Annotated in this window: 18 protein-coding genes; 14 read left to right on the top strand and 4 right to left on the bottom strand. The window is 41.7% G+C overall.

What is annotated here, in order from left to right; all coding sequences use genetic code 11:
• The first annotated feature begins 45 nt into the window (after positions 1–45).
• The 9 genes from JI665_RS06465 to JI665_RS06425 all read left to right on the top strand — a co-directional run bounded on the left by JI665_RS06465 (position 46) and on the right by JI665_RS06425 (position 9,982).
• Positions 46–1,311: a peptidase gene (locus JI665_RS06465; protein WP_206837923.1), complete on the top strand. Its 1,266-nt coding sequence runs from the start codon at positions 46–48 to the stop codon at positions 1,309–1,311.
• Between the two features lie 14 nt (positions 1,312–1,325).
• The gene (gene gabT / locus JI665_RS06460; protein WP_414635265.1) at positions 1,326–2,657 is read left to right on the top strand and encodes a 4-aminobutyrate--2-oxoglutarate transaminase; all 1,332 of its coding nucleotides are present in this window, start codon (positions 1,326–1,328) and stop codon (positions 2,655–2,657) included.
• A 12-nt stretch (positions 2,658–2,669) separates the two neighbouring features.
• Entirely contained in the window at positions 2,670–4,091 is a 1,422-nt protein-coding gene (locus JI665_RS06455; RefSeq protein WP_206837920.1) for an aldehyde dehydrogenase family protein, read from the top strand.
• 185 nt (positions 4,092–4,276) lie between these two features.
• Positions 4,277–5,152: a putative beta-lysine N-acetyltransferase gene (gene ablB / locus JI665_RS06450; RefSeq protein WP_206837917.1), complete on the top strand. Its 876-nt coding sequence runs from the start codon at positions 4,277–4,279 to the stop codon at positions 5,150–5,152.
• A 73-nt stretch (positions 5,153–5,225) separates the two neighbouring features.
• Positions 5,226–6,668: a sigma-54 interaction domain-containing protein gene (locus tag JI665_RS06445; RefSeq protein ID WP_206837915.1), complete on the top strand. Its 1,443-nt coding sequence runs from the start codon at positions 5,226–5,228 to the stop codon at positions 6,666–6,668.
• A 165-nt stretch (positions 6,669–6,833) separates the two neighbouring features.
• Entirely contained in the window at positions 6,834–8,264 is a 1,431-nt protein-coding gene (ablA, locus tag JI665_RS06440; RefSeq protein ID WP_206837913.1) for a lysine 2,3-aminomutase, read from the top strand.
• Between the two features lie 10 nt (positions 8,265–8,274).
• Positions 8,275–8,568 carry a YokU family protein gene (locus JI665_RS06435; RefSeq protein WP_206837910.1) on the top strand — a complete coding sequence of 98 codons (294 nt, stop codon included), beginning with the start codon at positions 8,275–8,277 and terminating at the stop codon, positions 8,566–8,568.
• 345 nt (positions 8,569–8,913) lie between these two features.
• A complete protein-coding gene (locus tag JI665_RS06430; RefSeq protein WP_206837907.1) occupies positions 8,914–9,135 on the top strand; it encodes a YozE family protein in 222 nt (73 codons plus the stop codon).
• A gap of 151 nt (positions 9,136–9,286) precedes the next feature.
• A complete protein-coding gene (locus tag JI665_RS06425) occupies positions 9,287–9,982 on the top strand; it encodes a hypothetical protein (protein ID WP_206837904.1) in 696 nt (231 codons plus the stop codon).
• A 31-nt stretch (positions 9,983–10,013) separates the two neighbouring features.
• Here the strand turns inward: JI665_RS06425 and JI665_RS06420 are convergent, their stop codons facing one another.
• Positions 10,014–10,175 (bottom strand): hypothetical protein, encoded by a 162-nt coding sequence (locus tag JI665_RS06420; protein ID WP_206837901.1) that lies wholly within the window; start codon positions 10,173–10,175, stop codon positions 10,014–10,016.
• Between the two features lie 178 nt (positions 10,176–10,353).
• Between JI665_RS06420 and JI665_RS06415 the strand changes: the two genes are divergently transcribed.
• Positions 10,354–10,527 (top strand): YozD family protein, encoded by a 174-nt coding sequence (locus JI665_RS06415; protein ID WP_009332582.1) that lies wholly within the window; start codon positions 10,354–10,356, stop codon positions 10,525–10,527.
• Between the two features lie 317 nt (positions 10,528–10,844).
• Positions 10,845–11,615, top strand: coding sequence for a sporulation protein (locus JI665_RS06410; RefSeq protein ID WP_206837899.1), 771 nt, complete (start codon positions 10,845–10,847; stop codon positions 11,613–11,615).
• Positions 11,616–11,689: 74 nt separating this feature from the next.
• Here JI665_RS06410 and JI665_RS06405 read toward each other — a convergent pair whose 3' ends face one another.
• Positions 11,690–12,547 (bottom strand): glycerophosphodiester phosphodiesterase, encoded by an 858-nt coding sequence (locus tag JI665_RS06405; RefSeq protein ID WP_244671118.1) that lies wholly within the window; start codon positions 12,545–12,547, stop codon positions 11,690–11,692.
• 300 nt (positions 12,548–12,847) lie between these two features.
• Between JI665_RS06405 and JI665_RS06400 the strand changes: the two genes are divergently transcribed.
• Complete coding sequence (locus JI665_RS06400; protein WP_206837896.1) at positions 12,848–13,156, top strand: YodL domain-containing protein; 309 nt, start codon at positions 12,848–12,850, stop codon at positions 13,154–13,156.
• 51 nt (positions 13,157–13,207) lie between these two features.
• On the opposite strand, the gene JI665_RS06395 is transcribed toward JI665_RS06400, so the two are convergent.
• Together JI665_RS06395 and JI665_RS28895 are read right to left on the bottom strand one after the other, a co-directional pair.
• Positions 13,208–13,354, bottom strand: coding sequence for a hypothetical protein (locus tag JI665_RS06395; protein ID WP_206837895.1), 147 nt, complete (start codon positions 13,352–13,354; stop codon positions 13,208–13,210).
• A gap of 14 nt (positions 13,355–13,368) precedes the next feature.
• Positions 13,369–13,497: a hypothetical protein gene (locus JI665_RS28895; RefSeq protein ID WP_280516070.1), complete on the bottom strand. Its 129-nt coding sequence runs from the start codon at positions 13,495–13,497 to the stop codon at positions 13,369–13,371.
• A gap of 153 nt (positions 13,498–13,650) precedes the next feature.
• Between JI665_RS28895 and deoD the strand changes: the two genes are divergently transcribed.
• Positions 13,651–14,355 (top strand): purine-nucleoside phosphorylase, encoded by a 705-nt coding sequence (deoD, locus tag JI665_RS06390; RefSeq protein WP_206837893.1) that lies wholly within the window; start codon positions 13,651–13,653, stop codon positions 14,353–14,355.
• A gap of 258 nt (positions 14,356–14,613) precedes the next feature.
• A complete protein-coding gene (locus tag JI665_RS06385; RefSeq protein WP_206837890.1) occupies positions 14,614–15,486 on the top strand; it encodes a M15 family metallopeptidase in 873 nt (290 codons plus the stop codon).
• Position 15,487: the final 1 nt, after the last annotated feature.

The raw sequence follows: 15,487 nt of genomic DNA, 5'->3' as shown, positions 1-15,487 counted from the left end.
ATATTATTCTATGTTTGGCTGTGGTCTCAAAAAAGGAGTGAGAATATGAATGCACATGCAAAGATTAAACAGTGGCTGAAAGATAATAGGCAAAGGGGAACAAGACTTCTTCAGCAGCTTGTCCAGGAAGGAAGCATACGTGGGAAAGAAAGCAGTGCACAGGCTGTCATTATTGAAAAATGCCGCAAACTTGGACTAACCCTTGATATTTGGGAAATTGGCAAGGAGCAATTGACCAAACATCCTGCCTTTTGTTCAGATAGAAAGGATTTTTCCGGTAATCCCAATGTGGTGGCTACTTTGAAAGGAACAGGCGGGGGAAGGTCCCTTATACTGAATGGCCATATTGATGTTGTTCCAGAGGGAGACCGAAACGATTGGGACCATGATCCATTTAGCGGAAGAATCGAAGATGGAAAACTTTTTGGCCGGGGATCTACGGATATGAAAGGGGGAACTGTCTCGCTCCTGCTTGCAATGGAAGCCATCATAACGGTTGGAATCAAGCTTAAAGGGGATGTGATATTCCAAAGTGTGATAGAAGAAGAAAGCGGCGGGGCGGGAACTTTGGCTGCTGTCCTCCGGGGATATTCAGCCGACGGGGCAATCATTCCTGAACCGACAAATATGAAGCTTTTCCCAAAACAGCAGGGTTCAATGTGGTTTCGGATAACAGTCAAAGGGCGTTCTGCTCATGGAGGAACCAGATATGAAGGGATCAATGCAATCGAAAAAGCCATGATAGTGATGACAAAGCTTCAAGAGCTGGAAAAATTAAGAAACCTTAGAATTGAGGATCCGCTATATTCCAAGATTCCTATTCCGATCCCTATTAATATCGGAAAAATAAATAGCGGAGAATGGCCATCTTCAGTGCCGGATATTGCCACCTTAGAGGGAAGGATGGGGGTGGCGCCAGATGAAGAAATGAAATCTGCAGAAAAAGAGCTGGAACAGTGCCTGAGGGATGCAGCACAAAATGATGAGTGGCTAAAAAAGAACCCTCCTCAAGTTGAATGGTTCGGCGGACGCTGGCTGCCAGGTGATTTGGAACAGGAACACCCTATAATGACCGTATTATCGAAGTCTTTTGAAGAAGTAAAAGGCATGCAGCCGGCTGTTGAAGCATCACCCTGGGGCACGGATGGAGGCATACTTTCCAAAGTTGGGAATACGCCAGTGGTTATCTTTGGCCCCGGAGTGACTGAAGCTGCCCATGATGTTAACGAGTATATTTCCTTGCAGGAAGTCTTTGAAGCTGCTGAAATCATTGCTCTGGCCATACTGGAATGGTGCGGCACTAATCAGTGAGAGGGGAAATGATGATGGGATCAATTAAAATAAGGACGGAGATACCCGGACCGAGAGCAAAGGAATTATTGGCTAAAAAAGAGGAGAATGTGCCAAAGGGACCATTTAACACGATGCAGACATTTGCGGATAAGGGGGCAGGAGCACTTCTGACAGATATAGACGGAAATACTTTTCTTGATTTTGCCGGGGCAATCGGTACTCTAAATGTTGGCCACTGCCCGCCAAGGGTTGTAGCAGCCCTGCATGCCCAAATTGACCAATATCTTCATCCATGCTTCCATGTCATGATGTATGAGCCCTATATTAAGCTGGCAGAAAAACTTAACAGCATTACACCCGGAAAACACAGCAAAAAAACATTCTTTTTAAGCACCGGCGCAGAGGCAGTGGAAAATGCCGTTAAGATAGCAAGGAAATATACCGGCCGAAAAGGGATCATATCATTTGAACGGGGTTTTCATGGCCGTACGTATATGTCCATGAGTTTAACGAGCAAGGTTAAACCATATAAATATGAATTCGGGCCATTTGCACCTGAAACATATAAATGGCCTTATCCTTATTATTACCGCAGCGAGGGTCTGAAGGATAAAGAATATGATCTTGCCTTAATTAAGAGATTCGAAACTTTTTTTCTCAGTGAGGTGCCACCTGAAGAGATTGCTGCTGTCATTATGGAGCCTGTACAGGGTGAGGGCGGTTTCGTTATGCCGTCTTCACGTTTTGTAAAAGGTGTAAAACAGCTTTGTGAAAATCATGGAATCCTCTTTATCGCTGATGAGGTACAAACGGGATTTGGCAGGACAGGCAAAATGTTTGCTATGGAGCATTATGATGTTGTGCCGGATCTAATTACGATGTCAAAATCAATCGCTGCCGGATTGCCGATCAGTGCTGTAACTGGAAGGGCTGACATAATGGATTCACCGAATATCGGTGAAATTGGCGGAACTTATGGTGGCAGTCCGCTCGGATGTGCAGCCGCATTAGAAGTGATTCGAACAATTGAGGAAGAAGGATTATTAGAAAGGGCAAATGAAATCGGAAGCCTTTTTACTGAAAAATTTTCAGATCTTCCTTTAAAATATAAGCAAGTGGGTGAAGTTCGGTCTTTAGGGGCAATGTGTGCCGTTGAATTTGTTAAGGATCAGGATACAAAGGAACCGAATAAGGAAATTGTTCAGGAGATCCTGTCAAAAGCACACAAGCGCGGCCTCATTGTTATGAGCGCAGGCCTCTTTGGCAATATCATTCGTCTGCTCACTCCGCTTATTACAACCGATGAACAGCTCAATGAAGGATTTTCCGTACTAGAAGAAGTAATAGGTGAATGCTGCACTTAAGGAGGAATATCAATGAAACAACATTTATGGATCAGCGGAAGGTTCAAGGAAACTGAGAACTACAAAGCATTGAAAAGCCCGTACAGCGGGGAGGTTATTGCAGAAGTTGCCATGGCTTCTCCTTCCGATGTGGAGTCAGCGATTGATGCGGCAGATCAGGCCAGAAAAATAATGGCAGAAATGCCTGCCCATAAAAGGGCAGAAATACTGGAAAATGCTGTTGCCATCATGAAGGAAGAAAAAGAAGAGTGCGCAATGATCATTGCGCGTGAAGCATCTAAACCTTTAAAGGCTGCAAGAGGAGAAGTGGACCGCACCATCATGACATATACCTTCGCTGCCCAGGAAGCGCGCAAGCTTTATGGAGAGACAATCCCCATGGATGCTGCTCCTGGAGGCGAAGGGAGGGTAGCCTATACAGTAAAGGAGCCGCTTGGAATTATCGGCGCAATCACTCCATTCAATTTTCCTATGAACCTGGTTGCCCATAAAGTGGGTCCTGCAATTGCTGCCGGAAACACGGTTGTATTAAAGCCTGCATCCCAAACGCCAATGTCGGCATATAAAATAGCAGATATTTTTCACAGAGCCGGACTTCCTGAGGGAGCTCTGAATGTAATAACAGGAAGCGGCGGAACGGTCGGCGATGTACTTGTTGCAGACGACCGCATATCGATGATTACTTTTACAGGGAGCCCTGCAGTAGGAAAGCAGATCCGCGAAAATGCAGGTTTAAAGAGAGTTACACTTGAATTGGGTTCCAATTCGGCAGTTGTAGTGGATGAGAATGCAGACGTCGAGAAAATTGTCGCGCGAATTGCAGCAGGGGCATTTGCCTTCCAGGGGCAGGTTTGTATTTCCGTTCAGCGCATCTATGTGCATGAATCCCTGTACCAGACATTTGCAGAACGCTTCGTTGAGGAAGCCAAAAAGCTAAAAATTGGCGATCCGCTTAATGAGGAAACAGATTTATCTGCGATGATCTCCAGGAGTGACACCGACCGCGCGCAAAGCTGGATCGAGAGTGCCGTTAAGAGCGGAGCAGAACTTGCTCTTGGCGGTAAGGCGGAAAATAATACATTGCACCCAACCGTCCTGCTGAACGTTGACCAATCAGAAAAGATTTCATGTGAGGAAGCATTTGCACCTGTTGTTCATATTAATTCATTCAGCAGCTTTGAAGAGGCGCTGGCACTTGTGAATGATTCAGATTATGGCCTGCAGGCTGGTGTATTCACCAATGATGTGAACAAAGCCTTCAAAGCAGCAAAAGAGCTTCATGTTGGCGGTGTGATGGTTAACGATTTCCCAACCTTCCGTGTAGACCATATGCCATATGGTGGAGTAAAAATGAGCGGAATGGGACGTGAAGGCATAAAATATGCTGTTGAAGAAATGACAGAGATGAAGCTGATCAGCTTTAAGATTGACTAAGATGAAGGACAGGAATTATTCTTCGGCCGGTAAATGCCTGGGTTTGGGCGGTATTTTAATCGAATTGGCCGGTAAAACCGCTAATTCGGCCGGAAAAAAGGCAGTATTGGCCAGAATTTCTTAATAAATCTATAAATGCCTGGCCGTTTGGCTGGGCAGTTTTTTAATTGAAGGGGGTCCAAGCGATGCATAATACAGCTTCTGTAAAAAAAATAAAAACAGAAAACTTTCTTGCCGAATTATACCTTGATCCATTCAATAAACGCTTAAGAGTAGACGATTATGCAGGGAAATTGGAAGATGCCGTTCATGAAGCAGAGAGAACCGCAAAAGAACAGCAGTGTGAGAAATTAATTTTTAGAGGAAGAGTGGAAAATTATTCGGATCTTCTTGCAATGGGTTTTCAATGCGAAGCTGTTATTGACGGGTATTTCCGGGGCTCTAATCAATACTTTTTCTGTAAATATTTCTCAGATGAAAGAAGAATCAATCCACATTGGATTTCTGAAGACCGCATCATTACAAGTGTAGTAGCCATTGAAAGAAACCCGGATGTCATTATGCCTCCTTCCGAATATCAGCTCCTGAAAATAACGGAGCAAGATGCAGAAAAACTTGCTGCACTCTACCGTGAAGTATTTCAAATTTATCCAACACCTCTCCATGATCCCGCATATATTAAAAAGACCATCCAGGAAGGTACCATCTACTACGCATTCCGGAATAATGATGACCTTGTGAGTGCAGCTTCAGCGGAGGTCAATCTTTTTTATAAAAACGCAGAACTGACAGATTGTGCGACACTTCCGTCCCACCGTAAACATGGTTTAATGAAAATACTCCTTGAAAAATTGGAAAAGGATTTAAAATCGCAGGGTGTATTCTGTGCCTACTCCATTGCCAGAGCGCTGTCGTTCGGAATGAATGCCGTTCTGCATCAGCTGGGCTATTCCTATCGGGGCCGGCTGCTTAACAATTGTTATATTTTCGATAAACTTGAAAATATGAATGTCTGGGTAAAGAATTTGGCTGCAGCGGATTATTGGAGACACATAAAATAGTGCCAGTATTTCGGCACCATCCTGACAAATTTTCGGCACCCTGTCATATACATATATATGGGAGGGAATATTGATGACTGAAATTCAAAGCATTTCAAAAGAAGTTCTGGCAGCCATATTAAAGGGCATTGATGAAGGGATTCATGTGGTAGATTTGAATGGAAATACCATTTTTTATAATGAAATTGCTGCAAGACACGATGGTCTGGAGGTTTCTGAGGTTATCGGAAAACCTGTTCTGAAAGTCTTTCCTTCATTGGATAAAGAGACAAGCACCTTATTAAAAGTAATGAAAACAAAAAAACCGATCTATAATCAAACGCAATCCTATGTGAACCTTCATGGCGCACAAATAGAAACCATTAATACAACTCTCCCTATTGCTGTAGATGGGAAAGTAGCGGGAGCTGTTGAGATTGCTAAGGACTATTCCAGGTTGAAGCTTCTTTCTGAAAGCCTGCTGGATTTGCGAAAAAAAATAACACAGCCTGTCAAAAAAAAGACTGCTGCAGATAATGTTCAGTACACACTGGATAGCCTTCTCACTATAAATCAGGAAATGCAAAAAATTAAAAAAGAAGGGGCCAAACTGGCCAAGTCTAATTCCTCCATTCTGGTGTTTGGCGAAAGCGGATGCGGGAAGGAGCTCTTTGTTCAGGGACTCCACCATGCTTCCTCAAGAGCTGCCGGGCCATTTATTGCCCAGAACTGTGCAGCTATACCGGAACCCTTGCTTGAAAGCATTCTTTTCGGGACGGCTAAAGGAAGCTATACAGGAGCTGTAGACAGGCCGGGCCTATTTGAATTAGCGGATGGGGGAACACTCTTCCTTGATGAAATTCATGCCATGCCATTTGAGCTTCAGGCAAAACTGCTTAGAGTGCTGGAGGATGGGATTGTCAGAAGAGTGGGTAGCCCGAAGAGCTCTCATGTAGATGTGAGAGTGATTGCAGCCATGAACATCCATCCAGTGGAAGCACTGGAGAAAAACCAAATCAGAACAGACTTATTTTACCGCTTAAATGTTCTCACTTTCGGGCTCCTTCCTCTAAGGGATCGAAAAGAAGATATTGAATTTCTTGCACATTATTTTATTAGGGGATTTAATCAGGTTTTACACAAAAACCTTTCCGGAATCGGGGATGATGTACTTGCCTTTTTCAGACAATATCATTGGCCCGGAAATGTCAGGGAATTAAAGCATACAATTGAATATATGATGAATGTCTGTGAGGATGATTTCCTTAAGGCTGAGGATTTGCCTGTGATAATGAAGCAGCAGCTGCAAAAGGATAAACAGGATGGTTCACTAAAGGTTCAGCCATTAAAGGCGAGTATGGAAGAACAGGAGAAAGCATTAATTGAAAAAGCTCTTATAGAGACCAATGGAAATATTAAAAGAGCCGCAAAGCTATTGGAGGTTCCGCGTCAAACGCTGCAATATAAACTGGCAAAGTATAATATTGAAATAAATAAAAGGAGCCTTGCCTGCAGCAATTATGAAAGTGCCGAATAATCGGCATTTTTTTTTGTTTCAAAGACAATAGTTTAATAAAAATATCCCCTCAGCTGCTAACTATCGCCTCTCCGGCAGTATTTTCATATGATAATACGAAAGCTTCAGGATTGGCATGATTCTTGCAGTGTATATTTTAAAGAAATCCATATAGGGGGAATTTAATTGAAGAACTTTTTATATAAACCGGATCGTTACTGGAAAGACATTGAACTGTGGAAGGATGTCACAGATGAACAATGGAATGATTGGCTTTGGCAGCTGACAAATACGATTCGCACCGTTGATGATCTGAAGAAAGTCATAAACCTCACTCCGGATGAGGAAGAAGGGGTAAGGATCTCGACTAAAACGATTCCGCTGAACATTACACCTTATTATGCATCCCTAATGAATCCGGATGATCCGCGATGCCCGATCAGAATGCAATCGGTACCAATTTCAAAAGAAATATATAAAACAAAATATGACCTTGAAGATCCTTTGCATGAAGATGAAGATTCTCCTGTCCCTGGCCTGACGCACCGTTATCCTGACCGTGTCTTATTTCTGGTGACAAATCAATGCTCCATGTATTGCCGCTATTGTACAAGGAGGAGATTTTCCGGTCAAATTGGCATGGGAGTGCCGAAAAAACAGCTTGATGCAGCGATCAGTTATATCAGGAGTGCCCCTCAGGTTAGAGATGTTCTCATATCTGGCGGGGATGGCCTTTTAATCAATGACAATATCCTTGAATACATTCTGAAGAATTTAAGGGAAATCGATCATGTTGAAATCATCAGAATCGGCACGAGGGCACCTGTTGTATTTCCTCAGCGGATTACCGAGAATTTATGCAATATCCTGAAGAAGTATCATCCGGTATGGCTGAATACACATTTTAATACTTCTATTGAAATCACCGAAGATTCCAAGAGAGCATGTGAGATGCTGGCAAATGCAGGTGTTCCAGTTGGCAACCAATCTGTTATTTTGGCGGGCATAAACGACAGCGTTCCAATTATGAAGAAACTAATGCATGACCTTGTTAAAATCCGGGTCCGGCCTTATTACATTTATCAATGTGATTTATCTGAAGGGATTGGCCATTTCCGTGCGCCAGTTTCAAAAGGGCTTGAGATCATTGAAGGATTAAGAGGACATACTTCGGGATATGCGGTTCCAACTTTTGTTGTGGACGCGCCTGGGGGAGGAGGAAAAATCTCCTTGCAGCCAAATTACGTAATATCACAAAGTGCCGATAAAGTGGTCCTTCGTAATTTTGAAGGAGTCATTACAACTTATCCGGAGCCGGAAAACTATGTTCCTGGCCGTGCTGAAGGGTATTTTAAAGAAGTTTACCCGGAAATGGATGAAAAACGGTCCAATGTCGGAATAGCCGCACTGATGAATGATCAGCAGTTTAATCTTGTACCTGAAGGGCTTGCAAGACTTGACCGCCGTGAAAAATATGAAAGCGATCCTTCCCATAGTTCATTGAAGGATAAACGTGACAAACGGGATGAACTAAAGGAAAAGAAATTCAATGCCCAGCAGACGAAGCAGAATCCAGTAGCTCAAACGGATGCCGAGACGGCAGCAGCAAAGGAATAGGAGGCTAGGAATGCAAATTAAATGTGCATGGTGTGAAAGCCAAAATATTAATGAGAGCAGGGAAACTGTTTATTGGGAGCTGCCTGATGGAACAAGGGCTATCCAAATCAATGAGACACCTTCCATTTCCTGCAGGGATTGTGATATGGTTTACCAGACCGATGATCTTGTTAAGGAGATTGAGGACCAACTATTTTTGATTGATGTGAAAAAAATTGGAAAAGAGATTAGTTTCGAAAAGCTGATGGAGCTGCCGAGGCTGCTGAAGCGAAATTATTTCGATTTCTCTTCCTATGATAAGTAAGTGATAAGGACAGCCCGAAAAGATATACGGGCTGCTTTTTCTAAAAGATAAGAATGTATAAATTTAAAGTTAGATAACTGTCTAGCTCCAGGGGCCATCGGCTCGAGGTCATAAGCCAAGCCGGCCAAAAGGTTAAAGAACAACCTTTCAGCCGGCTCGTCTTATGCTTGAGGCCCGCAGGATGCGGGTCATGCAGACGTTGCCACAGGACGTGGCGTTTTTAGTCTGCGTTCCTTTATAAGCGGGCGCCTTCCGCTTTTCTTATGAATTAGTAGACGAACTGAGCACATTTCAATTATAGTAGAAAATAAATTAATGAACGACAGAAAAAAGGAAGGCGTTAGTATGTCCAAAACTTTCTATCACTTTTTAATGAAGTACAGGCACCCTGCACCGAAGGATCACATCAGCCGTTTTGCCAATGATGCTTATGAGGATCACAGCTTTCCGAAAACAGCCTATGATTATGATGAGATCAGCTCTTACCTTGAAATGAACGGAAGTTATCCTGAGAGCATGTCTGTCTTTGATGAAGTCTGGGAATTGTATATTCTTTCTGAAAGCTAAATGAATTCATGGAAACACTCCGACTCTGGAGTGTTTTTTATTTAGCTGCGCTTTTTGCTTGATTGTGATGAACGTACGGACGATTTTCATAAAAAGTGCATATACTATTGTATTCAATACTCACGACTCAGTCATTGAGAGGATGGAGGAAATGAGCAAAAAGAAGAAACCAAAGTACAAAATCGGTGATACAGTCGTGATCACTATTTATGGTACAGTCGGAAAAGTAACAGATGTGAAATGGCTAGATGATATGTACGTCTATGAAGTCAATAAAAGCGAAGGTCTATATATGGAATCCAGCCTTCAAATGCTGTCTGAGTATGAAGGTGAGATTATGGAAAAGGAGCATATTGACATCGAATATAAATACTTTTTTGGCGACCTTGTCCAAGTCAAGGGGTATGGTTCGGATCTTTTCAAAATAGTAGGCTTCAGGACGGAAATTTGGAGATACAAAGAAGACGCATGGGAAGATGTTATTTATGAGCTTTCGAGAATTAATGACGGGGAATGGCTGGAGGCAGGAGAGGAAGAGCTGACACTCGTTGCGGATGCTGAAAGTGCAGATGCCTTTATCCAGAAGCTGGGACTCCTTTATATGATAAATAAAAAAGAAAAGCTGCCTGAATTAAAGGAATCCGCTCATTCATTCCGCAAGGCAGAAAAGGAATTGCTTGAAGGCATAAAAGAAAGAAAAGTGCTGATTGATGGTTTGCTTGATATATATAATGATTATCGTATTCTTTATGAAATGTTTCAGGATGATGAGTATAAGCATATCATGCGGGTAATACTCAGAAAACTGAAGCATATTGCCAATAATGATGATAAGAGCACTGTGTAAAAAGCAAAAGCAGCTCAGAGGTCTAAGCTTCTTAGAGCCAAGTGATTAGGAGATACAGCAAAAAAGGGATGCCAAACCATATGACCAGCTTAAATAAAGCATTTAATAGATTGCTATAAAGATTTATAATGGAGCTTTCTTCACGATTGACATCTTCTTTAATGATTAGGACCAGTCTGGATATACTTGACATGTCACTGCCTCCTCAATTACTGAATAAAATGGATCGATATTAGCTGCTTATCCTATTTGTATGTCCTAATTGAAGAAAAATGCACTGTAAAACAAAATAAAGAATATAACTTTTCTGAAAGTTGTTTTGCATGAATCCATTCAGTGCTTCATACATTTTGTACAAAGGGGGCGTTGCTGTGAAGGAAATAGAGGTCGTAATAGATACGGAAGAAATTGCTGAGTTTTTCTTTCATGAGCTGGCAAAAAGAGGTTATGTGCCTACTGAAGGAGAATTGGATGAACTTGCAGATATCACATTTGAATACCTGCTGCAAAAGTGCATCATTGATGAAGAAATTGAAGATGACTAATATAGAAAAATGACGAGGAAAGGTGCTCGTCATTTTTTTGCGGAGCAGCAGGAACATCATGCACATACATATTCTGATACATCTTTAAAAGAAAACGCTGAAAAATGGTAAAGCAATTTCTGCAAATAAAAAAATATGTAGCAGCACATATAAAAAATGAAACTTTTCTTGTTATGAACACGTACATCTAAATGAAGCAAGTGCTTTGTGTTATATAGTAAAGACCGCCGGAGATGGTTAAAAAAGTTGGCCGGCTGGAAGGTAAATCTTCAATTGGGAAAGAAATAAAATAAAAAAAGAACTAGGGAGAGAAGCATATGTCATTTTTTAATAAGGTCCTGGCAAGTGTGGGAATTGGGTCGGCAAAAGTCGATACGAAACTTGAAAAGGATTCAGCAGCCCCAGGTGAAGCCCTTAATGGTGTTGTAGAGATCACAGGGGGAAGCACCGAACAGAAGATCGATGATATTTATCTTTCATTGAATACTACTTACATTAAAGAATCAGATGATAAAAAATATACAGTCTCGGGTTTGATTGACCGTTTCAGGCTCTCTCAAGCCTTCACCCTGGCTGCGAATGAACGAAAGCAAATTCCTTTTACTTTTAATCTTCCAGCTGACACGCCTTTGTCTTTTGGGAAAACAAAAATTTGGGTGGCGACTGGGCTGGATATAAAAAACGCAGTGGATCCTGCCGATAAGGATTATATTCGAGTCGTGGCAAACCCGCTAATGGATTCTGTATTGAACGCTGTTTCGAGTATGGGATTCCGTTTGCGGGAAGCAGAATGCGAACAGGCTCCGCACCGCCTCCGCAGGAGGCTGCCGTTTATACAAGAGTTTGAATTTGTTCCAGTCTCCGGTCCTTTCAGAGGAAAGCTGGATGAACTGGAAGTTGTATTTTTTCCGCAGTCAAATGGAGAGACAGAGATCATGATACAAGTAGACCGCAAAGCGAGAGGGCTGGGCGGATTCCTGGCAGAAGCACTGGAAATGGATGAAACCTTTGTCCGTTTCACTGTTACAAATGCAGATATTCCTTATATGCAGCAAAAGCTTCAGTCTGTCATTGCAAAATATGCCTAAATAAATGCTAATGAAAACGATGGGTGAAGCCCATCGTTTTTTATGCTCAGACTGCGGCTGTGGAATGCATATAGTTATGCCAGAAGTGTTTTTAGAAAATCCTGTCCTTTTAAAAATGGGGTGATTAGCACGTACATGATTGAGTCGGGAATTTTCTTCTCATCATCGGAAATAATTCCATGAACACCGAGCCGCTGCATGTCTGCAAACTGGTATTGCTTGCTGATGGTCCACGAGTATATCTCATAATCGAATAACTCAGCTTGATTAATGAAGGATTTGGAAAGTAAGAGATGGTGAACAGATAGGAAAGAGGCAAAATCGCGGTAGGATGCCAAATGAAACAAATCCAGGTGCTTGCTCAGCAGCAGGCCTGCAGGAATTTCGGGTGCAAGCTGGTGGAATTTTTTCATCTCATTAATGTGGAAAGATTGGACTTTTATGTGATTGTCTGGTTTATAAGAATTTAGCATGTCTGCCAGAATCTCTGTCATGCCAGGCTGATTTTCAGGTGATTTCATTTCAATTATGATTCCTGTTTTCCCGCTGACTTTTTTTAATACTTCATTTAATAATGGGATTTTTTCACCGGCAAATGCAGGAGAAAACCAGGATCCTGCATCCAGCTTTTTTATATCCCTGACCGTCAAATCCTCAATCAGTCCCTCTCCGTCGGTAGTGCGCAAAACATTAGCGTCATGGATAACGACAAGCTGTTTATCCTTGCTCAGCCTTACATCTAACTCGATATAGTCAAAGCCCAATTCAATAGCTTTTTCAAATGATGCAAGCGTGTTTTCCGGTGCAAGGGCAGATGCGCCTCTGTGTGCGATAGACTGAAAAGGCATGAGAGGCTGAAAAAAATAAGAAATAGTCATTATTGCCAATCCGATAAGGATTGAATATAAAACAGGCTTTTTGGATACCAACAATTTTCATCACCTCCCGAAAAGACTTTTATACATAATATGCAGGTTGGATACTTTTGAAAGCGTTTTCTTTGTGAAAAAAGCCGTGAATCGACAAAAGTAGTATTTTTTTGATGGAGGAAACGACAAGAAAAATGGCTAATTAAACAGTAATAAAAAATTGTTATTAGAAATTTTGGCCGCAAATAAAAAAATGCCATAAAAATGCTTTTGAAGACCTTATTCGTCAAAGCAGCTGACAGATCAATTCAATTAATAGGTAAATCAGCCAAGCGGATGCATGGAATAAGAGGGGGATGCCATATGCTGAAGGAATTAACAAGAATCAAAAGAAAAGAATTTGATGTGACGATCTTTCAAACACCTAAATTTAGGGACAAAAAAGGCTTTCAGCAAGTATATCGCCTAAATGTAGAAGCTTTAACCCATGTGGAATGCCTGGATTCAGTTTTTAGGAAGTTTAATGTGCATGACCGGATCCCTGGGGATTTTGATGGCCGATTTATTTCCACAGGGGATATACTCTATATTGATGAAGGCAGGAGAGGGCAATTTTATTATCAGCTAAAGCCGGGCGGCTGGGAAGAAGTTAATCGAATACATATACGTTAAATGAAAAAGCAGGAGGGCACTATAGCTCTCCTGCTTCTTTTTATAAAAATTTTATTCAATGTTGGAACCCGGGCCGTTCTTGCGTTTATTGGCAGTGTATTCCTTGCCGTGTGCTTCTTGCTCTGCAATAATTGCTTCGGCAGGAATATGATTATTTTTCTTTGGTGAATTTATACGATTGCGATGCTTTTTGCCCATCCTAATCCCTCCGCTTATCGATTGCTTATTGTTTTAACCGTTTTGGATGTATTGGGCTCGGTATTAGCCCTGGAAGATGGATTTGTCTCATTGGCATGCTGTACGGCCTGCCTTAGTTTTTTGCTCATTCCTTTTTTCGGCATGATTACAACCTCCTTTGGAAAAGCTAAAAATAGCTTTCCCGTACAGAGAAAAAACATGCCTTATGTAATTTGTTTCTAAGTGATGGCACATATGGTATAGTTTGACTTGGAAGCATTTACAGAGGCTTCAGAAATAATTTGGAGGTTTTGATTATGAGCATACATATCGGTGCTAAAGAAAACGAAATTGCGGATACGGTCCTGCTTCCTGGAGACCCTCTTCGTGCAAAATATATTGCAGAAACATTTTTGGAAAATGCAGAATGCTACAATGAAGTCCGCAACATGTTTGGCTATACTGGAACATATAAAGGGAAACGCATATCAGTTCAGGGTACAGGCATGGGAGTGCCATCCATTTCCATCTATATTAATGAACTGATGCAGAGCTACAATGTTCAAAACTTAATTCGAGTAGGCACATGCGGTGCGATTCAAAAAGATGTGAAAGTAAGGGATGTAATTCTGGCAATGAGCTCTTCTACCGATTCCCAAATGAACAGGCTTACTTTCGGAGGAGTGGACTTTGCGCCGACAGCTAACTTCGATCTTTTGAAAAAAGCTTATGATGCAGGTGTCGAAAAAGGATTAAACCTTAAAGTCGGAAATGTATTCACAGCTGATATGTTCTATAATGACAATGCTGACCACGAAAAATGGGCACAATATCAGATTTTGGCGATTGAGATGGAAACGGCTGCGCTATATACACTTGCAGCGAAGTTTGGCCGTAAGGCGCTTTCTGTCTTAACAGTCAGCGACCACATCCTCACAGGTGAGGAAACATCTTCTGAAGAAAGACAAACTACCTTCAATGAAATGATTGAAGTTGCACTTGAGGCTGCTGTTCAGGAATAAAGGAAAAGGATATGGAAACTGGTTCATTAAGAGCCAGTTTTATTTTTTTTTTTTGATGTCAAAAATTAAAAAAATTTAAAAATACGCAAAAAGCAATTTGTGCCGTTTGTCCTGTTTTTCACACAATTATGGACTAGTTGACATGAAGTGTTAAAATAGTAATGTTACAAAGAAAAAGAAAAGCGGAAGCGCCTTGCACCCCTGCACCTCGGGGGGGGGGAGGCGCTGTAGCTATACAAAAAAGTCAGGTGAAATTGAATGAAGAAAACCATAATTATGGCAGGGATACTTAGTCTCATGCTTACAGGCTGCAGCCAGCTTGATCCATATTTAGATAAGGTCCAGCCGCTTATTGAAAAAATTCCATTCCTGGGGGGAGAAAAAAGTCTAGAGGAGCCTCCTCAAGAAGATGAAACCTCAAAAGAGCAAGAAAACAGTGCTGAGAAAGCGGGCAATGTGGACAAAGAAGAAATTAAAGATGATCCTCTTTCATTGGAAGCAACATATTTTAATGATGTTAAAGTTGTCAATGGCAGAAATATAATTCAGAATCCTGAAAATGTAATGGCCCTTGTGAATAAACAATTCAGCCTTCCGGATGGCTATGAACCTTCCAAGTTAATCATCCCTGAAGTTGCATTTTCTTATGGGAAATTAGATTTGGAAAAAAGCTATATGCGGCAGGACGCTGCACTTGCTTTGGAAAAGTTATTTACCGGAGCGTTAAATGAAGGTGTTGAATTGTTTGCAGTTTCCGGTTATCGTTCATTTACACGGCAATCACAGGTTTTTGATGCAGAGGTAAACAGAGTAGGAAAAGAAAAAGCAGTTCTGGCTGTTGCCATTCCAGGCAGCAGTGAGCATCAGACAGGCCTTTCAATGGATATCTCAAGCAGAAGTGCAAACCTTGAGCTTTCAGAAGAATTCGGGGAAACAAAGGAAGGAAAGTGGCTTGCTGAAAATGCACATCGCTACGGTTTTATTCTCCGCTATCCAAAAGGAAAAGAAGCCATCACAGGTTATAAATTTGAGCCTTGGCATTTCCGATATGTGGGTACAGAGGCTGCAAAAGTCATTTATGAAAAGAAATGGACGTTGGAAGAATACTTCGATATTGTTAAAAAAATCTAAG

Source organism: Bacillus sp. NTK034 (assembly GCF_017303275.1).
Lineage (GTDB): Bacteria > Bacillota > Bacilli > Bacillales > Cytobacillaceae > Cytobacillus.
Note: the sequence above shows the minus strand (reverse complement) of the source record. Positions and strands in the feature narration are given on the sequence as shown.